The organism is Streptomyces sp. 35G-GA-8, assembly GCF_023534745.1.
In the GTDB taxonomy this organism is placed as follows: domain Bacteria; phylum Actinomycetota; class Actinomycetes; order Streptomycetales; family Streptomycetaceae; genus Streptomyces.
In genome coordinates this window covers 1-23,823 of record NZ_JAMHJQ010000036.1, presented here as the reverse complement: position 1 = coordinate 23,823, position 23,823 = coordinate 1, and the positions used below count along the sequence as shown (strand labels likewise).

At 67.5% G+C, this 23,823-nt stretch carries 18 protein-coding genes and 4 pseudogenes; 16 read left to right on the top strand and 6 right to left on the bottom strand.

The features are described from left to right. Nucleotides 1–91 precede the first annotated feature (91 nt). A complete protein-coding gene (locus tag M1203_RS38015) occupies nucleotides 92–1,024 on the bottom strand; it encodes a hypothetical protein (protein WP_249954439.1) in 933 nt (310 codons plus the stop codon). A 492-nt stretch (nucleotides 1,025–1,516) separates the two neighbouring features. Here M1203_RS38015 and M1203_RS38010 point away from each other — a divergent pair, with 492 nt between their 5' ends. From M1203_RS38010 to M1203_RS37950, 12 genes and pseudogenes are all read left to right on the top strand, one after another. Further along, nucleotides 1,517–2,242: a hypothetical protein gene (locus tag M1203_RS38010; protein ID WP_249954438.1), complete on the top strand. Its 726-nt coding sequence runs from the start codon at nucleotides 1,517–1,519 to the stop codon at nucleotides 2,240–2,242. Nucleotides 2,243–2,333: 91 nt separating this feature from the next. Then, nucleotides 2,334–2,999, top strand: coding sequence for a hypothetical protein (locus M1203_RS38005; protein WP_249954437.1), 666 nt, complete (start codon nucleotides 2,334–2,336; stop codon nucleotides 2,997–2,999). A 95-nt stretch (nucleotides 3,000–3,094) separates the two neighbouring features. Further along, nucleotides 3,095–4,883 (top strand): annotated as a pseudogene (locus M1203_RS37995) (type IV secretory system conjugative DNA transfer family protein). After that, nucleotides 4,880–5,110 carry a hypothetical protein gene (locus tag M1203_RS37990; protein WP_249954434.1) on the top strand — a complete coding sequence of 77 codons (231 nt, stop codon included), beginning with the start codon at nucleotides 4,880–4,882 and terminating at the stop codon, nucleotides 5,108–5,110. The pseudogene M1203_RS37995 and the gene M1203_RS37990 overlap by 4 nt, the downstream one beginning before the upstream one ends. After that, on the top strand, nucleotides 5,107–6,279 hold the full coding sequence (locus M1203_RS37985; RefSeq protein ID WP_249954433.1) for a DnaB-like helicase N-terminal domain-containing protein: 1,173 nt from the start codon (nucleotides 5,107–5,109) through the stop codon (nucleotides 6,277–6,279). Before M1203_RS37990 ends, M1203_RS37985 begins: the two co-directional genes overlap by 4 nt. Next, nucleotides 6,276–6,542 (top strand): annotated as a pseudogene (locus tag M1203_RS39155) (hypothetical protein); the annotation flags it as partial. The gene M1203_RS37985 and the pseudogene M1203_RS39155, both read left to right, overlap by 4 nt. Before the next feature lie 121 nt (nucleotides 6,543–6,663). Then, a complete protein-coding gene (locus M1203_RS37975; RefSeq protein ID WP_374404807.1) occupies nucleotides 6,664–7,560 on the top strand; it encodes a DNA cytosine methyltransferase in 897 nt (298 codons plus the stop codon). A gap of 93 nt (nucleotides 7,561–7,653) precedes the next feature. Continuing rightward, nucleotides 7,654–8,253, top strand: a complete 600-nt coding sequence (locus M1203_RS37970; protein ID WP_249954432.1) for a DUF4913 domain-containing protein — start codon at nucleotides 7,654–7,656, stop codon at nucleotides 8,251–8,253. Next, nucleotides 8,250–9,029 carry a glycosyl hydrolase gene (locus M1203_RS37965; RefSeq protein WP_249954431.1) on the top strand — a complete coding sequence of 260 codons (780 nt, stop codon included), beginning with the start codon at nucleotides 8,250–8,252 and terminating at the stop codon, nucleotides 9,027–9,029. Before M1203_RS37970 ends, M1203_RS37965 begins: the two co-directional genes overlap by 4 nt. After that, on the top strand, nucleotides 9,026–9,502 hold the full coding sequence (locus tag M1203_RS37960) for a hypothetical protein (RefSeq protein ID WP_249954430.1): 477 nt from the start codon (nucleotides 9,026–9,028) through the stop codon (nucleotides 9,500–9,502). The genes M1203_RS37965 and M1203_RS37960 overlap by 4 nt, the downstream gene beginning before the upstream one ends. Next, the gene (locus M1203_RS37955; RefSeq protein WP_249954429.1) at nucleotides 9,499–10,164 is read left to right on the top strand and encodes a hypothetical protein; all 666 of its coding nucleotides are present in this window, start codon (nucleotides 9,499–9,501) and stop codon (nucleotides 10,162–10,164) included. The genes M1203_RS37960 and M1203_RS37955 overlap by 4 nt, the downstream gene beginning before the upstream one ends. A 71-nt stretch (nucleotides 10,165–10,235) precedes the next feature. Continuing rightward, on the top strand, nucleotides 10,236–10,913 hold the full coding sequence (locus tag M1203_RS37950; protein WP_249954428.1) for a large ATP-binding protein: 678 nt from the start codon (nucleotides 10,236–10,238) through the stop codon (nucleotides 10,911–10,913). A 189-nt stretch (nucleotides 10,914–11,102) separates the two neighbouring features. On the opposite strand, the gene M1203_RS37945 is transcribed toward M1203_RS37950, so the two are convergent. The 5 genes from M1203_RS37945 to M1203_RS37925 all read right to left on the bottom strand — a co-directional run bounded on the left by M1203_RS37945 (nucleotide 11,103) and on the right by M1203_RS37925 (nucleotide 16,033). Continuing rightward, nucleotides 11,103–12,257 (bottom strand): acyl-CoA dehydrogenase family protein, encoded by a 1,155-nt coding sequence (locus M1203_RS37945; RefSeq protein WP_249954427.1) that lies wholly within the window; start codon nucleotides 12,255–12,257, stop codon nucleotides 11,103–11,105. Nucleotides 12,258–12,717: 460 nt separating this feature from the next. Then, complete coding sequence (locus M1203_RS37940; RefSeq protein ID WP_249954426.1) at nucleotides 12,718–13,635, bottom strand: aminotransferase class I/II-fold pyridoxal phosphate-dependent enzyme; 918 nt, start codon at nucleotides 13,633–13,635, stop codon at nucleotides 12,718–12,720. Nucleotides 13,636–13,685: 50 nt separating this feature from the next. Further along, nucleotides 13,686–13,901: an MbtH family NRPS accessory protein gene (locus tag M1203_RS37935; protein WP_249954425.1), complete on the bottom strand. Its 216-nt coding sequence runs from the start codon at nucleotides 13,899–13,901 to the stop codon at nucleotides 13,686–13,688. A gap of 17 nt (nucleotides 13,902–13,918) precedes the next feature. After that, nucleotides 13,919–14,923: a helix-turn-helix transcriptional regulator gene (locus tag M1203_RS37930; RefSeq protein ID WP_249954424.1), complete on the bottom strand. Its 1,005-nt coding sequence runs from the start codon at nucleotides 14,921–14,923 to the stop codon at nucleotides 13,919–13,921. Nucleotides 14,924–15,124: 201 nt separating this feature from the next. Beyond that, nucleotides 15,125–16,033: an aminotransferase class I/II-fold pyridoxal phosphate-dependent enzyme gene (locus M1203_RS37925; protein ID WP_249954440.1), complete on the bottom strand. Its 909-nt coding sequence runs from the start codon at nucleotides 16,031–16,033 to the stop codon at nucleotides 15,125–15,127. A 367-nt stretch (nucleotides 16,034–16,400) separates the two neighbouring features. Here M1203_RS37925 and dnaE point away from each other — a divergent pair, with 367 nt between their 5' ends. The 4 genes and pseudogenes from dnaE to M1203_RS37905 all read left to right on the top strand — a co-directional run. Continuing rightward, entirely contained in the window at nucleotides 16,401–19,937 is a 3,537-nt protein-coding gene (gene dnaE / locus M1203_RS37920; RefSeq protein ID WP_249954423.1) for a DNA polymerase III subunit alpha, read from the top strand. Nucleotides 19,938–20,226: 289 nt separating this feature from the next. Then, a pseudogene (locus M1203_RS37915) lies at nucleotides 20,227–20,819 on the top strand (transposase); the annotation flags it as partial. Between the two features lie 691 nt (nucleotides 20,820–21,510). Beyond that, a complete protein-coding gene (gene ltrA / locus M1203_RS37910) occupies nucleotides 21,511–23,091 on the top strand; it encodes a group II intron reverse transcriptase/maturase (protein ID WP_249954422.1) in 1,581 nt (526 codons plus the stop codon). A gap of 248 nt (nucleotides 23,092–23,339) precedes the next feature. Continuing rightward, nucleotides 23,340–23,823 (top strand): annotated as a pseudogene (locus tag M1203_RS37905) (transposase); the annotation flags it as partial.

The window sequence follows — 23,823 nt, the reverse complement described above, 5'->3', positions numbered from 1 at the left end:
GTACCGACCGCACCTCATCGACGGCTGCCTCATAGGCACCGGCCTGACCATGACCAACTGACACGATCAGGCCGACATCACACATTCAAGTTCAGTAGCGACCTCTGAGGAAGTCCTCGTCGGGCTCCCAGTCCTCCTCAGGGATCTTCTGGGTCTCAGGTTCGAAGTCGAGGAAGACTCGGCGGTTCGTCTCCACCAGCGTCTCCTTCCCAAGGTCTCCCAGTTCCTGGAGCTCTTCGCCTTGGACCTGTAGGTCACAGGCAAGGCACCAGAAGGTGCCAGGGGTGAATCGGGCTAGCTTCGTCTCCTCGTTGAGCATGGTGGTGCCGTGCAACCACGCCCTCGAATGACAAGCGGGGCAGGGTTTCTCGACGCAGTCCCTTGCGCGAGCGGGACGGCGGGTTGCGGCGGCCAGGACCGCGATGCGCTCCTGAGGGCCGAGGTGTCCGAAGCGGTGCTCGAACGTGGTTCGGGCTTGAGCAAGCTTCTGCTGCAGCTGAAGGGTCGTGTCCTGGATCCGCTCTCGGATCAGTTCGTCATGAAGATCCTGGTAGGGGCCCCAGTAGGCGGCGGGAGAGATGTTCAGCTCAACCAGGAGCGGGTCTAGCAAGCGCAGGCAGGTGGTGAACACGGTGCGGACGTCCGTGACCTCATGGAGGCCGCTGTGCGCGACTCCATTTCGTGCGTTGGCTAGGGGAAGCAGGTCCTGCTGGCTAATGGGGATCTTGTTCCGGAGGATCCGGTAGGTGCGGGAGTGTGCCTCGACCAGCCCAATTGTTTTGATCTTGGTGATTGGTGCAGAAGCATGTCCACCCTGCCCAGCGGCGTGCAGAAGGGAGTCGAAGTCCTTCCCCTCGACCACCAGACTCGGGTGCAAAGAGACGAGAAATGCCTTCAGTAGGTGCTCGGCGGCGATCCCGGCATGGTGGACCGCGAAGTCGTACGACTCCGAGCCGTGGGAGAACGCAGCAAGAGCCGCTGCCATCCATCTCTGCGAAGAGACCTGAAGTCGTTCAGCATCCATGCATTGGACCCTAGGACCCCTGGTGCCGGTGGGGCACCGGGTTTCTTGATCAGGGGCTTGAAGGTCATGTCCGAGGATGAGTCCGGTCGGGGAGTTCTGCCGCGTATCGAGTCCAGTTGCCGCCGACCTTCGTCCGGGCTGTGGCGGTCTCGATGCTGATCCCGAGCAGGGCACGACCAGCGAAGCGGAGTGGGCGGAGATCGAGGAGAACGCTCGTACGGTGACCCGTGCCGGGTGGTGGATAGACCAGAGGTCGTCCGAGCCCGATGACCTCATCGAACTGCTCCGAGCCGCCACCGGGGCCGACCGGCCGACAGAGAATCCCTTCTTCTGACCGACCGGGTGCCCTGCTGCGGCGGGGCACCCGGCTGACCGCCTCCGTGCGGCCTCTACCAGCGATTCTCGGCCGGACCAAACCCCGGATTTGCCGGACGCTCTGCCCACTGGCCCACCTCCAACGGGTCCTTCGCTCCCTCTGCCCCGGAGACTTCCGTGCCTACCTCGATCACCATCACGTCCGAGTTCAGCGGCAGCGTCGTTGTCAAGGGCGCTACTGATGACCTCTCCGCGCAGCTCCTCCGTCACGCCGGTTTCAAGCAGATCGACGACTGGCACGGCCGACGCCATCGTCTGCCCACCACCACTCCGCTCGCCGACCAGGCCGCCATCGCCAGCCATGCGGCCGAGATGCTTCGAGCCGCTCGCTATGACGTCACCCTTCCGCCGTCTCTGGACACGGCCCGGATGAGCCCTCCGGTTCATGCGCTGGGGCCCTACGCCGCCGGAGCCGAACTTCTCAGCATCACGGACCAGATCCGTGCGGCCGAAGACGGAGCCAGCCTTCAGCGGGCAGTTGACCACCTCCTTCACCCCGAGCACGGTGCGCTGGAGCGTGTCCGGGAGGCGCTGGAAGCAGCGGGAGAACAGGTCAACGACCTGGACGACGACGCGTATGCGCTCGCCGACCGGTTCGGCTTCGCCTCGGAGTTCGTCAGGTCGGCCCAGTCCGAACTCGTCGATTCCGAGGCCGAGCTACGCCGCGTCGGCACCGCTTCGACGAGTTACTCCGCAGCACGGACCGTCCGTGATCACCGTGGTGCCGCTCTGGCCACTTCTCCTGCGGCGAACCAGGCCAAGGTCTCCTCGGCGTCCAACTCCCGGCCAGCGCCTTGCTCTACGACGGGTCACCCACCGCGCGCCTCAACCCCCCGACGGTGACCCCGGCCGCTCTCTTCGCCGTCGGCAACCAGTACGTCGCACGCCCCCGCTCGACTCACCCGTCAAGGACCACTCACCCGAAGAGGCAAACGTGCCCGAGCACTACTCCAGCATCGGCGAGGCAGTCGGTGCGGCAATGCAGCACAACATCCGGCTCGCCCACCGCAGCGCGGCACCGGGCTCCGACAAGCCGCTGCAGGTCAGGCACCTGCCCAGCGATTCCGCCGATCCGTACTCGGTCCGCGGGATGACTTCTCGCCTCCACGAGGACGCCTCGCCCGATGAGGTGGCGGGCATCATCGAGGAGGTCAACGGCGCACTCGTCGGGGCTCTGCCCGAGCTGACCGAACTCGTCGCCTCTGCCGCCGACTGGACTCGCGCCCGTCTCGACTTCGACGACCCGCATCACAATCCGACTTTCGAGACGTGGACACGACTGGCAGCCGCGTACGGGATGCTCCAGGACGTCCGTGAGCAGTTGGAAGTCGCCGAGGACGGTCTCGCTACCTGTCCAGCAGAACGCACGGACCTCCGGCACCACCAGATGGTCAACGTCCTGCGCAGCCGGGAGTTGCTCGACGATGTCCTCGGTGCCGAGGCTGCTCCTGTGCCGTCCGCTGCCCGGAACGTCGATTCAGACCGGCAGCGGGCGGCTCGCGCCTCCTCGCCGCGCGCCGTAACATCGCCGTCGACCGGCAGTCCGCCGGCCACCGCAGCACCTCCGCCCGCGCCTCGTTCTGCCGGCCGACCCCGCTGAAACGTTCCGCCTCAGACGTCCAGGAGTACCCCCATGAGCTGCACGAGAGCCGAGCGCGCCCCGCCCCCGCCCGCTCGCACACCCAAGGAACCGCCATGCCTTCCCCGCGCACCAGCGCGCCCTCGACCACCACCGGGTCGGACGCGCTCCTCTACCTCCTGTTCGGCATCCTCGGCGCCGCCATGGCCTTCGGCTCCCTGGCCTGGCTGACCGGAAATCTCACCAACACCTTCGTCGGAAGCGGGATATGGGCCCCCTTCCGCGTCACGGACGCGCTGCTGCACCCGAAGGTGATGTGGCCGGCCTTGAGCACCAGCATGCTGATGGTCGGCGCCCGCATCGTCCCCGCCCTGTTCACCGTTGCCCTGGTCGTCACCGCTGCCGTGCTGTGGATGCGCTGGCGTGCCGGGCCCAAGTCCGGCCTCGCCCGCAAGGCGGACCTGGCGCCGCTGCTGGACAAGGAGATCGTCGCCAAGGCGAAGAGCCTCCGCCCGAGCCTGGGCGGCCGGGAGAGTAAAAGAGGTCCTGCCCGCTGACCGCGGCATCCTGCTCGGCACCCTCGATCCCGGTCGTGCGGAGGTCCGCGCGTCCTGGGAGGACGTGATCGTCGCGATCATGGCCCCGCGTTCCGGCAAGACGTCCGGGCTGGCGATCCCCGCGATCCTCTCGGCACCGGGCCCGGTCCTGCTCACCAGTAACAAAGCCGCGAACGACGCCTTCACCACCACGGTGGACGCCCGTGCCGAGGTCGGCACGATCTGGACCCTCGATCCGCAGCAGATCGCCCACCACCCGCGCGAGATGTGGTGGGACATCCTCGCTGACGCCCGCGATCTCGCCGGGGCTAGGAGGTTGGCGGGGCACTTCGTGACCGCGAGCGTGGACGAGTCCAGCGGCTCCGACTTCTGGTCCACCGCCGCGAGCAACACCCTCGGTGCCCTCTTCCTCGCCGCCGCGTCCCACCGGCGGCCGATCACCGACGTCCTGGCCTGGCTCGCGATGCCGGCCGACCGCACCCCGGTGGACTTGCTCACCGACGCGGGCCACCATGCGGTCGCCGCCCAGCTCCAGGGCACCGTCTCCGGCGCGACCGAAACGCGCGACGGCATCTATGAGACCGCGAGGCAGTACGCGAGCTGCCTGCTCGACCCGGACGTCGCCGCCTGGGTCACCCCCAACGACGACCTTCCCGAGTTCCAGCCGTTCGCCTTCGCCACGTCCCGCGACACCTTGTACCTGCTAAGCAAGGACGGCGGCGGCAGCGCGTCCGCGATCATCGCGGCAGCGGCCGACGCCGTGATGCGCGCGGCCGTGATCGTGGCCGAGCGCTCCGGCGGGCGACTCGATCCGCCCGCCCTGTGCGTCCTCGACGAGGCGGCGAATGTCTGCCGCATCTCGGACCTCCCTGATCTCTACAGCCACCTGGGCAGCCGAGGCGTCATCCCGATGACGATCCTGCAGTCCTACCGTCAGGGCCAGCGGTGCTGGGGCGAGGCCGGTATGGACGCCCTGTACTCCGCCGCCACCGTCAAGATCATCGGATCTGGCATCGATGACGCGGACTTCGCCGACCGGCTCAGCCGTCAGGTCGGCGATCACGACGTCCAGACCACCTCGGTGTCGACCAGCGAGGGCGGCAAGTCCACCTCGGTGAGCATGCGCACGGAGCGGATCCTTCCGCCGGACGCCATCCGCGCCCTACCCAAGGGCAAGGTTCTGCTGCTGGCCACCGGCATCCGGGTCGCCATGCTCAACCTCAAGCCCTGGTACAAGGAGCCCTCCGCCAAGGTGGTCGGCCCGGCTTCCGCTCGCGCCACGAAGGCCATCACCGAGCGTGCCCTCGCGAAGAGCATCGGCCAGGACGATCTTGGACTGTCAGCATGAGCGCGCCCACACCACAGCAGGGGCGGTTGGCCCACGCTCCGGTCGTCCTGCGCGGTGGCCGGTGGTGGCTTGACGGCGGGGCAGGCTCGGTTCCCGCCTCCGATCCCGCCTTCACCGCCGTCCTGGACGACTTCGCGCTGTCGATGGCCGCTGCCGACCAGGCAGTCGCCAACCTTCTCATCCGGCAGGACGAGGCGTCCTCCGTTGATCCCGGAGGCCGGCGGTGAACCCGCTGATGAGTGCCGAGCAGGCGGTCCTCGGCGCCGCGCTCCTCGACCCCGAGCAGCTCACGCACCTGGAGTGGCTCGCTGCGGGCCACTTCTATCGGCCCGTCCACCAGGCGCTGTTCGCCGCGCTCCGCAAGCTGCGCAACGACGGGCATCCCGCGCTCTCTGCCGCTGGTCCGTTGCCGCTGTCGTGGGTGACCGACGCGATCGAGGAGGCCGGACAGCACGTGCGCGGGCTGACCGCGGCGTACGCCCACACCCTGATCCAGGCGTGTCCCCGAACCGAGCACGCCCCGGTGTACGGCCGCATGGTGCTGGAGGGGGCGATTCACCGCACCCTCGCCCAGCACGCGATCCGTCTCCACCAGGCGGCTCGGGCCGACGCCGTCCAGGGCGAGGTCGAGGGAGCGTTGCGCACAGCGGACGTCCTGACCGGCGTACTCACCGACCTTGCGCGACGCTGGGGAACCGACCCTCGACCGGTTCCACCCACCGCCGGGCCCTCTGCCGCCACGCACATCCCGCCTCCGGCGCAGAGCGGCCAGGTCGCCGACGACGAGCGGTTCCTCCTGGCCGTCCTCGCCGAACAGCCGGGGGCCATGGGCGAGGTGGTGGCCTGGCTGCGGCCGGGAGACTTCGCCGACCCGACCCACGGGCAGCTCTACCGGTGCCTGGGCGCGCTGCACCACCGGGGCGAACCCATCGACCGGATCACCCTGCTCTGGGAGGCCCAGCGACGCGGTCTGCTGGCCGACGGCACTGTGTCGAGCGAGCAGCTGACCGCCGTCTGCGAAGGCATGGTCCCCGGAAGCGCCGACTGGTTCGGACAGCGGGTGATGCGCTCCTCCGTCACCCGCACCGCCGCCGCCTCCGCGCGAGCCATCCGGACCCTGGCCCAGGACGAGGTTCTGGGGCCCGGCCGGCTGATCAACCACGCCCTGCACGAACTCGGTCCGCTCGACGAGGTACGTGCCCGCTGGGCCACCGCGAACAGCAGTCCGGCTCCGAAGACCACGGCATCTGCTCCGTCGGCGGCCGAGCCGCCGCCCGACCGAGTGAAGGCCGCCCGCGCCCGCAGCACACCCCACCCAGGCGCGTCACCCCCAGCCCCGGCCAGCCGTCTCCCCACGCTGTCAGCAGCCCGACCACCCTCGCGCGGCCACCCGTGAGGCCCCCTCCCCACCAGCCTCTTCTGCCCCTGGAACTCGCCTTGATCTACCCCATCTCCGCAGCCGCGCCGGACCTACGCGTCACGGCCCCGAGCCTCGCCACCCCGTTGATCGGGTCTCTCTGCTCGGGGTACGGCGGCCTCGACCTAGGTGTGCAGTCCGCGCTCGGCGGCACGCTCGCCTGGCATGCCGAGGTCGACCCGAACGCCTCACGCATCCTAGCCCGCCACTGGCCCGGCGTCCCGAACCTGGGCGATATCACCGCCGTCGACTGGTCCACCGTCCCCCGGGTGTGCGTCCTGACGGCCGGCTTCCCCTGTCAAAGACGTCTCGGTCGCCGGCCGCCGGGCCGGACTCAACGCCCAGACCCGCTCCGGGCTCTGGCTGCACGTCGCCCGTGCGGTCGCAGCCCTCCGACCCTGCCTGGTTGTGATCGAGAATGTGCGCGGCCTCCTCACCTCCCCCGCCGGTTCCCCTGGCGACGTGGAACCCTGCCCGTGGTGTCTCGGAGACACCGCAGGTCAGCCTGCTCTGCGGGCACTCGGTGCCGTACTCGGATCCCTGGCCGACCTCGGGTACGACGCGAAGTGGCTCGTGCTTCGCGCCTCCGACGTCGGGGCCCCGCACCGCCGCGAGCGGACCTTCCTCGCCGCATGGCCCGCCGGGCACCCTGCTGAAGACGCCGACCAGCAACATCGGGAAGAACGGCGGCAGCCAGCATCCATCGAAGCGGAAGAGCGGGGGGCACGGTCCGAACCTGGCCGACGAGGTCGAGTGGCTGCTGCTGCCGACCCCGAAGGCGTCGGACGGAATCAAGGGTTCGCCGAACCAGCGGCACGGAAATGGCGACATGACCCTGCCCAGTGCGGCTGCGTCTCTGTTGCCGACGCCGAGGGCCAGCGACACGGGCACCCCGGGCCACCGCCCCGGGAAGGGATGGCGGCCTCCCTTGTCGGCGGTGGTCCTGCCCCTCTGGGCGGAGGAGACGCCGGAGGCGGGGGCGCGGACCGGCGATGGGGAGCGTACGGATCCGCCATCACCCGATGGGAGAGCCTCACCCGCCCGGCCCCGGCCCCCACGGACGGCGCCGGTCGGCTCCGCGCGGACTTCGTGGAGTGGATGCAGGGCCTCGACGCCGGCTGGGTCACCGCGACTCCGGGGCTCGGCCGTCCAGCGCAACTCACCGCGCTCGGCAACGGCGTCGTCCCACAACAGGCTTCGCGCGCCTTGCAGTTGCTGGCACCACCCTTCCCCCGCTGTCCCCGCTGCGCCAACCGATAGCGCTCCACTACCGCGCTTTTCCGGCCGGACCAAACCGCTGATTCTCCGGATCCTCTCGGGCATGTCGCCGTCTCACAGATGGAGCACACCCCCATGGCCGACACCAGCCCGGCCTCCCCCGGCCCCGAGCCGTACCGCGTCCCCGACGCAGACCTCGACGACCTCGCCAGCACCCTCGCCAAGACCATGGCCGAGGTCAGGCAGCACGGCGTCATCCTCGACCGCCTCGGCTCCGAGCCCGAATCCGGCGCCATCCAGCCGCCGGACGGCGCTCCGGAAGCCGAGGCGGCTGACGGGAAGAAGCCCGACGGCCCTGCCTCGGTGTTCATCCTCGCCCTGGGCGGCAAGGAATATGCCGTCGAACTCGCTGCCCTCAGCGACTGGGTGAACTACCTCTTCCTGCCGGTGTACGGCCGGGAGATCAGCACGAGCCGTCCCTGGTGCGCGCACTGGCACGAACACCCCGAGGCCGTCGCCCGGCTCCACGCACTCTGGCTCGCCTGGCAGCAGTTCACCGACACGGAGGCCGGCCTGTCCGGCCCCTCGACCTGGCATCGCGACCACCTGGACCAAACCCTGGCGCACCTGCGTGCGCCCGACGGACCGTTCGCGGCCTGCACGACCAGCGCAACTCGCCCCAATCACCGGGTGCTGGCCACCCCGGCGCCCGAGCAGGCGGGGGTGGCGGCGTGAACGACATTCTCGACTTCGACCTCGACGATCTCTCGCCCGTCGACGACGACTCCGAGGAGGCGATGGAGGCCCTCTGGACTGGCGACTTGACGGTGCTGTCCCAGCACCACACCACGCCCAACGGTTCGTACAGCTTCGTTCTCGCCCACGACCGATCGGTCACCTGGGGGATACCCGGCGAGCCACAGCTCGTTGCGATCGCAGTCGCTCGGGATCTGCGGCAGTCCACGTTCACGTTCGAGACGAGTCACCACGCCACGGCGTCCTTCGCACAGAACTGGCTGGCAGAGCGCGGCTGCCCGCTCGAACGGATCGCATTGCGCGGTGGCGACTACATCGAGCCCGCCGACGACCTCACCCTCCAGGTGGAACAGCAGATCCAGAAGTCGGGCACCCGCTACGAGGTCCTCGACACCTACACCTCTGACGACAACCCCAGCGAGGCGTGGACACTCGTCAACGACTCCCAGGCCACCCAGGCACCGGTTCGCCTCTTCTACGAGGAGTGGAACCACGGTGCCGGCACGTACACGATGCGCGAAGGCGCCTTCCCCGACGTCGGCGTCGCCCAGACCTGGCTGGACGAGCGCAGCGAACCGCTGCCCGAGCCTCCGAAGTACAGCGACCACAACGGTGCTGTCGTCCGGGCCCGCATCGCCCGCATCGCCCTTTCCCGGTCCGCCGGAACCTCTCCGACACCGCAGACCGGGCTCGACGCGCCCCGCGCGACAGCGGCGGTACCGGTCCAGCGCGCGGTTCAGGGGAGGCTGCTGTGAGCCGCGCCCGCTTCGCCTTCGCCGCGCACCCTGACGCCATCGCCGACCTGCGGGAACTCCCGTCTGAGATACGCGATTTGGCCTTGCTGGAGCTGCAGAACCTGGTCCACGGAAGCGACGACTGCTTGCCGTTGAAGGGCCGCCTCGCCGGATTCCACAAGGTGTACGTCGACCCGGAGGTCTCTTACCGGCTGGTTATCCAGTTCCGCCAAGCGCCACCGACCTCGACCCACAAGCGCGAGATCTACCTCGTGGCGGCTGGCAGCCGGAAGGACTACGCGGTCTACCGCGCGGCCCACCTACGGACCGAGCCCCAGCAAGGGATCGGCCCGGACTCCGCCACGGAGGCCCGCGTGCAGGCCGCCCGGTCTCGCTCGACGCTCACCACCGAACGGCCGACAACGGGCCGCGCGGCTGCCCCGTCACCAGCGCCGCCCTCGGCCAATGCTTCTCGAAAGGTTGCCCAGCGATGACCAACGACCGTACTGCGCTCACCAGTTCAGAGCTGGCGGATCTCCTCACCGAGGCCGCTCAGAACGTCGGCGGCATCCCTGCCGCCGAGTACCCGACGGCCGCCGCCCGCTCCTACCTGCATCCCGTCTTGGGTCCGCTGGCCGCTGGGCCCCGCGTGATCACCGAGCTGAACGACCGGTTCGAGGGCTTCGTGGCCACCGAGCCACGCCCTGCTGGTTCGGCGGGCCTGTTCGCTCTGGCCTCCTACGCCTCCGCGCTGGGGTGGCTCACCGAGTCGTTCGCCGAGCTGACCTCCTCGGTCGATGAGATCTGTACCCGCGTGGGCATACCCACGGAGCCACGCGCCCCGATCGTCTCCGCGTCCGGTGGTGCGGAGCGGGACGACGAGTTCGACTTCGTCTTCAACGCACTTGAGTTGGAGGCGGTCCGCACCGCAGCCGAGGCCGCCGGCCTCGCGCCGGACGACTACGTCGAGGTTCTCTCCCAGTCGCTGCTCGCCGCCGCCCGGATCACCGACGCCTGCATGGAGATCTCCAGTGGCCTGCTCGATGACGCCGATCTCCTCAGCGAAGTGAGCGACCGCCCTCGGCTCGACAACGATCCCGGGAGCCTGCCCGCTCTGGTCCGCTCCCTGCTCGCCCGGATGGAGACGACGGAGTGAACCCGTACGACGCAGACACACACCCTGGGCCTTAGCTCGTCGTCGAAGTGCTCGGTGTCGGGGATGTCAGCGTGCACGCCCTCGCGCATGGTCCGGAGGAGCCGCTGCACCAGGCCGCTACACGCGTCATCGAAACCGCAGCGGCGCTGGACGAGCGACACGAGAGCGTGCTCAACGCGGTCCAGCGCGCTCAGCGGCTGCTCGAAGGCACTGGTCGGGGTGAAGTCGGCCGAGCCCAGGTCTCGTACGCGCTGCTGCGCACAGCTCTCCCGGACCTCGGAGACGGCCTGGCCCAGCAGGACCGGGCATACAGCCAGCTCGTCGAGTCCCTGTCCGCCTACCGCCGGCTTCTTTCCTCCCCCGAGCCTGCTCAACACGCGAGCAACAAGAGCCACGGGCAGGGCCAGAAGACGAGGCCCCACCGAGACGACGACTGGGCCGTCGCCGGGGAGCGCGGGCTGGTAGCCCTCGAAGCGGTTGCGGCCGGAGGTGTTCGCTTTAGCCGCAACGCGATCGGCGAGGACCCGTACATCTCGCGGGAGAAGGCCCAGTGGCAGGACCCGGCGGTCTTCCCGCAGACCGTGCAGCGACTGGTCGCCGACGGGCTACTGCATCAGGACATCACCGAGAACGTGTACCGGCCCGGCCAGCTCCTCTCGCTCACTGCGCAGGGGGAAGCCGACCTGCGTCACCGCACATCCAACCGCCACGACCGCCAACCCGGCGAACCCATGCGGTCAGAGCACTAGGGACCGCCACCAGCGCCCCTTGGCCCCGCTGCCACTGTCCGCAGACGGCGTCCGCCCGCCGAGGAAGGGGCGAAACAGGAGCACTTTCCAGTACTCCTGTTCAACCCCGGACCGAAGCCCCCATCTAACTACTGATCGTTGCCGCTCCCGTTGGCGAAGGCGACGTGAATGGAACCCCGGGGGTCGGCGTCACCCGACGAAGCCCAGCTCCCTGGCGATCAGCATGCGCTGCACCTCGCTGGTGCCCTCGCCGATCTCCAGGATCTTGGAGTCCCGCCACATCCGGGCCACCGGATACTCGTTCATGAAGCCGTAGCCGCCGTGGATCTGCGTGGCCTCGCGGGCGTTGTCGACAGCGACCGTGGAGGAGTAGAGCTTCGCGATCGCCGCCTCCTTCTTGAAGGGCTCCCCGCCGATGAGGCGCGACGCCGCGTCCCGCCAGCCGACCCGCGCCATGTGCGCCCGCATCTCCATGTCGGCGATCTTGAACTGAATCGCTTGGTTCGCCCCGATCGGCTTCCCGAAGGCGTGCCGCTCCTTGGCGTACTTCACGGACTCGTCCACGCAACCCTGCGCGAGACCCGTCGCTAGCGCGGAGATGGCGACCCGGCCCTCGTCGAGAATCCGGAGGAACTGGGCATATCCTCGCCCCTCTTCACCGAGGAGGTTCGCCGCCGGGACCCGCACGTCCGAGAAGGAGAGCTCGCGCGTGTCCGAGGCGTTCCAGCCGACCTTCGAGTACGGCGCCGCGACCGTGAACCCGGGCGTCCCCGACGGCACGATGATCGAGGAGATCAGCGGACGGCCGTCCGGCTTGCGGCCGGTGACGGCGGTGACCGTGACCAGGCCCGTGATGTCCGTACCGGAGTTGGTGATGAAGCACTTGGAGCCGTTGATCACCCACTCGTCGCCGTCCCGCACCGCGGTCGTGCGGGTGCCGCCCGCGTCCGAGCCGCCGTCCGGCTCGGTCAGACCGAAGGCACCGAGCAGTTCACCGGAACAGAGCCGGGGCAGCCACTCCTGCTTCTGCTCGTCCGTGCCGAAGAGGTGTATCGGCATGGCGCCCAGCGAGACACCCGCTTCCAGTGTGATCGCCACGGAGGAGTCGACACGCGCCAGCTCTTCGAGCGCGATGCCGAGCGCGAGATAGTCACCGCCCATGCCGCCGTACTCCTCGGGGAAGGGCAGGCCGAACAGGCCCATGCGGCCCATCTCGCGGACGATCTCGTACGGGAACTCGTGGCGCTCGTAGTAGTCGCCGATCTTGGGGGCAACGACGTCGTGCGCGAACGCCTCGATCGTGCTGCGGAGTTCCTCGTGCTCGGGGGACAGATGGTGGTCCATTCTTCTCCTCATTTGCGACTTGCAAGGTTTGGTCACTACATAAGTGCTGCATGTGAGGGAGTCGGCCGGCCCGCTGCAGCAGCTCGACATCACACGCAGAGAACCGCGACCGTCGCCCAGGCTCTTTTGCTGGTGGTCTGCGCGGTCACGTCTGTCTCACTAGCCCTGTCTTCGCTGAGTGTTCTATCCCTTCGTTCTCCAGGCATGGCCAGGTTCCGTGTGGCGCTCGGAGCGCGGCTGCGGGGCCCCCGACAGCCGATCCGGGCGGCCGCCGCCGCGCGAATACGCTCTTCGCCGGCCTGTAGCGGGATGCCCAGCGGTCTCTTGACCCGCCCCCGTCACGAGCGCCCGGCTGCGTCCTCGCCGGGCCCGCGGCGCGGCAGGCGTGGACGCGGGAGAGGGGCGGTCGTTCCCTGTGCGTAGCGGGGGTGCCGCTGCGCCCGAAGCTCGCGGCGTCGGGTTACTTCACCGGGCCTCCCTTTATCGCGTCGGCTATCCGGTCGAGCGCCTGGAGGAGAACGGGCCATGAGGTTGCGAAGCCCAACCGGACGAAGTCCTTGCTGACCGGCCCGAAGTCGGCACCCTCCATGGCCGACACTCTGGCTGCCCGCGAGATGAACTCCGCAGGGCCTGCGTTGCCCTGGCCGAGCCACTCAGGCAGTTCCAGCCACGACAGGTACGAAGCCTCTGGCTCGACGTAGCCGATGACGGGCAGCTCGGTGCGGGCGGAGAGGCTGACGACGTCGCGGTTTCCGGCTAGATAGTCGATCACCGAATCCAGCCACTCTGCGCCGTCGAGATACGCGGCCATCGCCGCGACAGCCCCCAGGGTGGAGGTTGAGTTCGACGTCGAGCGCAGCATCTCGGAGCCATCCCATGCTGCCACGGCGTTCCGGTGCGGCAGGATCACTTCTGCACACTTGATGCCGGAGATGTTCCATGCCTTGGACGCCGAGGTGATCGTGAAAGTGATGCTCGACGCTGATTCACCAGGCAGCGAGGCGAAGGGGAGGTGCGTGGCGGAGGGGTAGGCCAACGGGGCATGGACCTCGTCACTGATCACCATGCCGCCGTGCCTGCGCACCAGCTCCGCCAGCTGTACTAGCTCACCCTCCTTCAGAACGGACCCTGTCGGATTGTGCGGGTTGCACAGGACGACGAGACACGGGCCCTCGGTCTTCAGATGGCCCTCTACACGCTCCAGGTCGAGTGTGAAGGCGGAGGGTTCCCGGAGCAGCTCCACGCCAATGCTCCGGCGGCCCAGGGCATCGGCGATTTTGAAGAACTTCGGATACGCCGGCGTCATGACCATTACCGGCCACTCGGGGTTGATGTACTCCGTCATGATCCGGAACAACGCGGTGACGACGTCTGGCACCAGCCGGACGGAGCCGGGGCAACCCCGCCTACTCGAACGCCGCCCGGCTGCTATGCCTCTCCCATTGCCCGCGCCAGGCTGCGCGGTCTCATGTCGGTCCAGTGGGTGTTGACGTACGCGACCGCAGAGGGCCGGTCGGCCGCAGGGAGGGCAACGGACCAGCCCTGGGGGACCTCGGCGAATTCCGGCCAGAGGGAGTGCTGACCCTCTTCGTTGATAAGTACCAGATATTTTCCGTCGGGGTCGTCAAAGGGATTCGAACTCATCAAGGCGCTCCTCATCTTTAGTGTTCAGTCGATCTGGTGACAGCCATCGAACAGCCGACTGTCTCCGCTGAGCCGGGCGTGTGCTCATGCGTAGTCGGATCACACGGAATCCGGCTGAGTCGCCTCCCGCCACTGGGAGGGTGGCTTGGTCGGGTTCCTCTGGTGGCCGGATTTTCCGGAAGGAACCCGCTGCTGCGGAGCAGGGCCGCGCCCAGCGGAGTGAGGGCATGGAGTGCCGTGTTGCGGTTGCGCGCTGTAGTGATCAGACCCGACCTGCGCAGTATGGCGGTGTGTTTGCTGGCGCCGGCCAGCGATATACCGAGCCGGTCGGCGAGTTCGCTGGTGAAACAGCCTTCTGCCAGTTCCGCCAGAGCGGCGGCGCGCGTGTGCCCCACCAGAGCGCCCAGGGCTTCGACGTTGCGGTCCTCGCCATTGCCGGTGTCGCCTCTGGAAGAAGTGACCGGGAAAGCAATGGCGTGCATGGCTTGTGGCTGCCTGGCTTCCAGGAACAGACAGGTCTGGCCGGAGAGGAAGTACGAGGGGACCAGGAGCAGCCCGCTGCCGCGCAGGTGGACGTCTTGCGTGGGGTGGTCCCGCAGCTCCAGAACCGGCGAGTGCCAGCGCACCTTGGGGTGCATGGACCCCAATAGGCGATCGACGCCGTGTGCGATGGCTACCCGGCCCCAGTTGTCGCGAGCACCGTCGAGCTGACGACGGATGTCGTCCCATTGCGGCAACACGGATATCTCGCACAGATCGAGGAGTACCCGGGACTGCTCCCGATTATTTCCGAAGGGTTCGGATCCGGTCGTGGGTGCACCGGGCGCGAAGGCTTCGGGGAAATGCAACGGAACTTCGGAAACCGTGCGGAACTTCTGGGAAAGGGTAGCGATGCGGTGTGCTTCGCCTCCTAGGGCTGCGCGCACGGAGTGGCGCCATTTATGAAAAAAGGCGTCGCCATTGTGTCCGTAAAGGTAAAGCGCTAGGGCGCTCTCTGCTAGTGGCCCCAGGGTGGCTGCCATCTTTGTGTTCGCTATGTCTGTGACTGTGAAGTGAATCCTCAACACTGTATCCCCCGTTACTTATGGCAGATCTAACGAATTGCGTTAATCAAGTAAATTTCCCTTGCGCAGAGTCTCTCCATATGTGAAGACGTATCCTCTGCCTAAATCCAACGGGGTCAAGGAGTAAAAATCTTCACTCAAAGTGTCATGGATGTGAAGTTAGCCGGATCCTGACCACACTGGCGAAAATTCGACATCGCTCACCTCCGAGGCGACCAGACGCGCAAGGGGTGCGCTGTCCGAAGCGGATTCAGATGATTCCCATTGTACGGGCAGCAAGCCCGGTTCGATGTATCCGGGGCCAAGGTCCAGCACCCCCGTCGGGGCGACCTCCTGCACGACCCCGGGATGCCAATGCCGCATGTGCGAGAGGGAGTCCACGGGGCCGTGCGGGAGGGCCGGAAGGGCGTGGCCGCGCCCGTTTGCCCCCACTACCGTGCTGTGGGCTTCGTCGAAGTACAGGAACAATCCGTACTCCGCCTGAAGACGCATGAGTTCGCGGATGGGCGCGACGGTCCCACCGGTGCTGTAAACAGAATCACATATGTATGCAACGGCCTCATGCTCGCGGCATATCTCCTCGAGGGCTTCCATGTCGTTGTGCGGCACGGTCATAACCTGCGTCTCGTCAGCACAGGCCGCCTTCAGCGCCAGCATGCAAAAGTGCGCCCTCTTGTCGAAGACGACAACGGGAGGATTCTCCCCTGTCAGCAGACCCGAAGCCAGAACGGGCAAGGTCGCCCAGGCCGCCGCCGCACACGAGTTGATGGTCCCGGTATCCGCATCGAACAGGTCGCTCAGCTCGGCTTCGGCCTCCTCGAGGAGCGGCATGGCCATCCTCACGCGCGACAGCGAGCTGTTGAGGACCCCGGTGCGCTGAACGGCAGCAGCGGCCGCCGCAATGATTTTGGGGTGTTCGTCAAGTCCCAGATATGAGTAGGACGACATATTGACGATGCTTCTGTCGTCGGGCGTGCGCAGCAGCCCTCCGCTGCTCGGCTCCAGCACGCATCCGTGGACGCCTTCCTCCAGGGCGTAGTCCCAGTTGTGATTGCTGAGCGCCTGCATCTTCTTCACGTTTCCGTACTGGTGAAACGTCTACATCCTGCCCCCGCGCCTTTCGTTGGTAGCTGCATCGATCGTAGTAGCGACCGCATGGTGCACCGCGCCGAGGCCTGCGGCAATGACGCCTTCAGGTCGGCCTTCCAAGACCAAGGGCGACAAAAGCCTCAAACGCCGTGCTCGTGTGTGGCGTTTGACGCAAAATCGACCAAGAGCCCGACGTGTTGGCCTCCCTGTTGCACCGCCAGCACCAGCACCTGGCCCCGGACGTGACCCGGACGCCACCTCCAACAACAATGCGCCCGCCCACCGGTTGCAGCTAGCCTATCGGGACTCCCCTCAATAGTCCCCCTCGCACCTGGAGGCCAAAGCCGTGGCAAAGCCGCCATTCACACATCTGCACGTCCACACCCAGTACTCGATGCTGGACGGCGCCGCGCGGCTGAACGACATGTTCAAGGTCAGCAACGAGATGGGCATGACGCACATCGCGATGACCGACCACGGCAACCTCCACGGGGCGTACGACTTCTTCCACTCCGCTCAGAAGGCGGGCGTCACGCCGATCATCGGGATGGAGGCGTATGTGGCGCCGGAGTCCCGCCGCAACAAGCGGAAGATCAAGTGGGGCCAGCCGCACCAGAAGCGGGACGACGTGTCCGGTGGTGGCTCCTACACCCACCTGACCATGTGGGCGACGAACAAGACCGGCCTGCACAACCTGTTCAAGCTCTCCTCGGACGCGTACTCGGAGGGCTGGCTGCAGAAATGGCCGCGGATGGACAAGGAGGTCCTCGCCCAGTGGTCGGAGGGCATCGTGGCCTCCACCGGGTGCCCCTCCGGAGAGGTGCAGACCCGGCTGCGCCTGGGGCAGTTCGACGAGGCGCTCCAGGCAGCCGCTGACTACCAGGACATCTTCGGCAAGGACCGCTTCTTTCTGGAGCTGATGGAGCACGACCTCGACCTCGAACACCGAGTCCGCGACGACCTGCTCCGGGTCGGCAAGAAACTCGGCCTCCCGCCGCTGGTGACGAACGACTCGCACTACACCTACGCGCACGAGGCGACCGCGCACGACGCGCTGCTGTGCATCCAGACCGGCAAGAACCTCTCCGACCCCGACCGCTTCAGACTGGCGGGAGGGGGCTATTACCTGAAGTCGACCGACGAGATGTACGCCCTGGTCAACTCAGACGTCTGGCGTGAAGGCTGCGACAACACCCGGCTGGTGGCCGAGATGGTCGACACCTCCGGCATGTTCGAGGCCAAGAACCTCATGCCGAAGTTCGACATCCCCGAGGGCTTCACCGAGGTCACCTGGTTCCGCGAGGAGACCATGCGCGGCATGCACCGCCGCTTCCCGGACGGCATCCCGGACGACCGCATGAAGCAGGTCGAGTACGAGATGGACACCATCATCTCGATGGGCTTCCCGGGATACTTCCTCGTCGTCGCCGACTTCATCATGTGGGCGAAGAAGCAGGGCATCGCCGTCGGACCCGGCCGTGGCTCCGCGGCCGGCTCGATCGTCGCGTACGCCATGGGCATCACCGACCTCGACCCGATCCCGCACGGACTGATCTTCGAGCGGTTCCTCAACCCCGAGCGCATCTCGATGCCCGATGTCGACATCGACTTCGACGAGCGCCGGCGCGTCGAGGTGATCCGGTACGTGACCGAGAAGTACGGCGCCGACAAGGTCGCCATGATCGGCACCTACGGCAAGATCAAGGCGAAGAACGCCATCAAGGACTCCGCGCGGGTGCTGGGTTACCCGTATGCGATGGGCGACCGGCTCACCAAGGCGATGCCCGCCGACGTCCTCGGCAAGGGCATCGACCTCAACGGCATCACCGACCCCTCCCACCCCCGCTACAGCGAGGCGGGCGAGATCCGGTCGATGTACGAGAACGAACCGGACGTGAAGAAGGTCATCGACACCGCCAAGGGCGTCGAGGGCCTGGTCCGGCAGATGGGTGTGCACGCGGCCGGCGTGATCATGTCCAGCGAGCCCATCGTCGACCACGCCCCGATCTGGGTGCGGCACACCGACGGCGTCACGATCACCCAGTGGGACTACCCGCAGTGCGAGTCGCTCGGCCTGCTGAAGATGGACTTCCTGGGCCTGCGCAACCTCACGATCATGGACGACGCCATCAAGATGGTGAAGGCCAACAAGGGCATCGACCTGGAGATGCTCGCGCTCCCGCTGGACGACCCCAAGACCTTCGAACTGCTCTGCCGCGGTGACACCCTCGGCGTCTTCCAGTTCGACGGCGGCCCGATGCGCTCCCTGCTCCGCCAGATGCAGCCCGACAACTTCGAGGACATCTCTGCCGTCTCGGCCCTCTACCGGCCGGGCCCGATGGGCATGAACTCGCACATCAACTACGCGGAGCGCAAGAACAAGCGCCAGGAGATCACACCGATCCACAAGGAGCTGGAGGAGCCGCTCGAAGAGGTCCTCGCGGTCACCTACGGCCTGATCGTCTACCAGGAGCAGGTGCAGAAGGCCGCCCAGATCATCGCCGGGTACTCGCTCGGCGAGGCCGACATCCTCCGCCGCGTGATGGGCAAGAAGAAGCCCGAGGAGCTGGCGAAGAACTTCACCATCTTCCAGGCCGGTGCCAAGAAGAACGGCTACAGCGACGAGGCCATCCAGGCCCTGTGGGACGTCCTGGTGCCCTTCGCCGGCTACGCCTTCAACAAGGCCCACTCCGCCGCGTACGGCCTCGTCTCCTACTGGACCGCGTACCTCAAGGCCAACTACCCGGCCGAGTACATGGCCGCGCTGCTGACCTCGGTCAAGGACGACAAGGACAAGTCGGCCGTCTACCTCAACGAGTGCCGGCGTATGAAGATCAAGGTGCTCCCGCCGAACGTCAACGAGTCGCAGCACAACTTCGCCGCCCAGGGCGACGACGTGATCCTCTTCGGCCTCGAAGCGGTGCGCAACGTGGGCACCAACGTGGTCGAGTCGATCATCCGCAGCCGCAAGGCCAAGGGGAAGTACGCCTCCTTCCCCGACTACCTCGACAAGGTCGAGGCCGTCGCCTGCAACAAGCGCACCACGGAGTCGCTGATCAAGGCGGGCGCCTTCGACACGATGGGGCACACCCGCAAGGGCCTCACCGCGCACTTCGACTCGATGATCGACAACGTGGTCGCGGTCAAGCGCAAGGAGGCCGAGGGCCAGTTCGACCTCTTCGGCGGCATGGGCGAGGAGGAGAGCAGCGAGCCGGGCTTCGGGCTCGACGTCGAGTTCACCACCGACGAGTGGGAGAAGACCTATCTCCTCGCCCAGGAGCGGGAGATGCTCGGTCTCTACGTCTCCGACCACCCCCTCTTCGGCCTGGAGCACGTGCTCTCCGACAAGGCCGACGCGGGCATCGCCCAGCTCACCGGAGGCGAGCACGCGGACGGCGCGGTCGTCACCATCGGCGGCATCATCTCCGGCCTGCAGCGCAAGATGACCAAGCAGGGCAACGCCTGGGCGATCGCCACGGTGGAGGACCTCGCCGGTTCCATCGAGTGCATGTTCTTCCCGGCGACCTACCAGCTGGTCTCGACGCAACTCGTCGAGGACGCCGTCGTGTTCGTCAAGGGCCGCCTCGACAAGCGCGAGGACGTGCCGCGGCTGGTCGCCATGGAGATGCAGGTCCCCGACCTGTCGAATGCAGGCATCGATGCCCCAGTGATCCTCAGCATTCTCGAGAACCGGGTAACCCCGCCCTTGGTCACCCGACTCGGGGAGATCCTCAGCCACCATCGCGGCAACAGCGAAGTACGCATCAAGGTCCAAGGCCGACAGAAGACAACGGTGCTGCGTCTCGACCGACACCGCGTCACACCGAGCCCGGCGCTTTTCGGCGACCTCAAAGCACTGCTGGGATCCTCCTGCTTGGTTTGAAACCCGGTACGCATGTCCCTGCGCGGTGTCCCGCAGAGGCGCTGTCTTCACGAACTCCTGTACGGCGGCCCGCGGATGAGGCCGCTGGCTTGGGGAGGCGCCAGTGATGGCAGCGGCCCCCTGCGGGAGCGGGCTGCGGCGTCCCGTCTCGTCAGCTGCCAGGCTCCGCAATGCGCTGCTCGAGGGCTCGGCTACACGAAGGCCGTCGGCCTCGGGCACGCCTCCTTGACCTGCAACGATAGGACTTGCTGAGGGTCCTGTTGGCTGCGAGGAAAAGAGCACTTTCCAGGTGAGAGAGCCTACCGGGTCATACCCGTCTATCCGCGTCCAGGGCGACGGCCGTCAGGTGGTCTCGCAGGCTGGCTCGGTCCTGCTGGTGGAGACGGTCCGCAAGGCCGGTCTGGACACCGCGATATCCGAGGCACTCGGGCCGTGGCGGAAGCCACGGGCCGTTCACGATCCCGGGAAGGTCCTCCTGGACGTCGCCCTGGCGGTCGCGTTGGGCGGCGACTGTCTCGCGGATGTCGGCATGCTGCGGGCCGAGCCGGCGGTGTTCGGGCCGGTCGCCTCCGACCCAACGGTCTCCCGCCTGCTCGACTCCCTCGCGGCCTCCGGGGAGAAGGCCCTGCGGGCGATCCGTTCCGCGCGGGCCGAAGCACGCGAGCGCGTCTGGCGAACGGCCGGCCGGGCCGCGCCCGACACCGGCGGGATGGTGACCGTCGATCTCGACGGGGTACTGGCGATCGCGCACTCCGACAAGGAGGACGCAGCCCCGACCTGGAAGCGGACCTATGGTCACCACCCGCTCATGGGTTTCGTCGAGGACCGGGAGGCACCGGGGAGCCCGTGGCGGCTCTGCTGAGGCCGGGGAACGCAGGCTCGGTGCGACACGAGGTCGCACAGTTTGAGTGGTTGCACCGATTGGAGGTTCGACTGATGTCGAAGGTGTAGATCCGGGCCAGTGTCCAGGCCCGTCCCCGCTTCGACGTGCGTCACTGGCAACAGTGGGGTGCGGAGCTCGAAGAAGACGCCCAAGGGTTCCCGATCCGTCCGGGGGCCACAGGCAAGGGGAAGACCGGACGGGTGAACGCGAGTGAACCCCTGATGATGCCTCGTCACGTTTGGGCTCCGCCAGACGGGAGTCTTCAGCGGAGTGCAGGGACTGGCCGCGGAGAAGCGGCGGGTGCCGGTCGGACTGCGAACCGCCGACCGGGAGGACACCACCGTCCCCGGGGTATAGAGAGCGCCCACCCCGATCGTATCTCAACTGTGTGGAACGTGGAAACCCCGACGGGGTCCGCTCAGGCGACTGAGCGGTGAGCCGACTGCGAGGAAGGCCCAGCCCTCCGGGCGGGAACAGGATGACCCAAGAAGCGAACGCCGGCAGCTGAAAGGCAGCGGGAAGACGGGGCAACACGTTCGGCCCTCCGCCGATCGCCCTGCATAACCGGCCGGATACGGGCACGTGCCCGAACTCGAAAGGGTGCCGACGTGGGTCGGGTGAGTCTGTGGAGACCAGATACTCGAACACCCCGAACCGAGGGACAAGTTGGACGCCCCAGCCGAGGCTGCGGTGAACGGACCTGGGGACGAGATCACCGACTGGCTGGCCGTCGACTGGCAGCAGGTCGAAGACGACGTACGGCGACTTCGGCAACGCATCTTCACGGCATCGCAGGCAGGGGACCTGAAAAGGGTCCGCAATCTGCAGAAGCTGATGCTCCGCTCCCGCGCCAACACGCTGCTCAGCGTGCGCCGGGTCACGGAGATCAACGCTGGCCGCACGACCGCCGGGATCGACGGGAAGGTGGTGCTGCTGCCCCAGGGCAAGGCCGAACTGGCCGACTGGATGCAGCGATCCGCCGACACGTGGAGGGCCCGGCCGGTCAGGCGGGTGTATATCCCCAAGGCAGGAGGGAAGAAACAGCGCCCGCTCGGTATCCCGGTGATCATTGATCGCGCTCTCCAGGCGCGGGCCCTCAACGCGCTGGAACCCGAGTGGGAGGCACCCTTCGAGCCGAAGTCGTACGGTTTTCGGCCCGGCCGTGGCTGCCATGACGCCATCGAGGCAATCTTCAACGCGGTCGGGGGAAAGAATCCGCACCGCCGGTGGATTCTCGACGCGGACCTGGCAGCGGCGTTCGACCGCATCGACCACGACCATCTTCTCCGCCAGCTCGGCACGTTCCCCGCGCGGGAACAGATCAGGCAGTGGCTGAAGACGGGCGTGGTCGAGCGTGAACAACTCACCCCGACCGAGGAGGGAGCTCCACAAGGCGGGGTGATCAGCCCCACGCTACTGAATGTCGCCCTGCACGGGCTGGAACAAGCCGCCGGGGTCCGGTACTTCCCTGACGGGATGAGGCACGCGGGCAAGTCGGAGCCGGGCACCCCCGTGGTGATCCGCTATGCCGACGATCTGGTGGCCTTGTGCGTCAGCGGGGAACAGGCCCGGCAGGTCAAGCAGCAGCTCGCGGTGCGGCTGACGCCGAGGGGACTGGCCTTCAACGAGGACAAGACGCACGTCGTCCGTCTCGAAGACGGCTTCGACTTCCTCGGGTTCAACGTCCGCCGCTACCGCAACGGCAAGCTGCTGACCAAGCCCAGCAAGGCAGCGGTGCGGCGCATTCGCAGCAGGCGCGCCGCCGAGGTCAAGGCTCTACACGGGGCCAACGCCCAAGCGGTGATCAACAAGCTCAACCCCGTGATCCGGGGCTGGGCGGCCTACTACCGCACCGGGGTGTCCAAGGAGATCTTCTCCTCCTTGGACCACTACCTGTGGCGGCTCACCTACCGGTGGGGACTGCGGGCGCACCCGAACAAGTCGAAACGCTGGGTCGTGGCCCGGTACTTCGGCGCGTTCCACCACTCCAGACGGGACCGCTGGGTGTTCGGCGACCGGGACACCGGCCGCTACCTGGTGAAGTTCTCCTGGACGAAGATCGTCCGACATCGGCTGGTCAAAGGCAGGGCGTCTCCGGACGACCCGGCTCTGACCGGTTACTGGGCTGATCGGCGACGGCGGCGAAAGCCCCCGCTGGGGCCGTTCGTGCTGCGGCTGCTACACGCGCAGCACGGCCGCTGTCCCGGCTGCGGCACTCTGCTGCTGCACGCCGATCAAGAGCCGCAAAGTCCCACCGAGTGGGAGCAGTGACTCACCGCCGTCCGCAAGGCGATCCGCCGCACGGCGCTCGCCACTGAGGACGGCCACCCGCCAGACGACACCGCACGCTGCCTCATGCACGCCCACTGCGCGCGACGGCGCATCACCGCCCGCGCACCGGGACCAGCAGTTCTGCCTGCCCGCGAGCCTTTGGGGCTTGCTTGAGCCGTGTGCCTGGAAAGCGGGCACGCACGGTTCTGAGGGGGCCCCGGCGCAGTAATGCGCTGGGGCTACCCGACAACACCGCGTCCGACCACATCACCGCCGCCCAACTGGCCCTGGCCCAGCTGCCAAAGAAGTACCGGCGTGGGCGCCGGACCCTGGTCCGCACGGACTCCGCGGGCGGTACCCACGACTTCGTCGCCTGGCTCGCCCAGCGAGGACGGTGGCTGTCCTACTCGGTCGGCATGGTGATCACCGACGTCATCCACAGCCACGTCCTGAAGGTTCCCGCCTCGGCCTGGACGCCGGCCGTCGGGGCGGACGGCGAGGTCCGTGACGGGGCCTGGGTCGCCGAGCTCACCGGCGACGTCCTGGACGGCCGGCCCGAGGGCGTGCGGCTGATCGTGAGGAAAGAGCGTCCGCATCCTGGGGCCCAGTTGAGGCTCACGGACGCGGACGGCATGAGGCTCACCTGCTTCGCCACCAACACGCCCGGCCGGCCGATCGCCGAGCTCGAGCTCCGTCACCGGCTGCGGGCCAGGGCCGAGGACCGCATCCGGG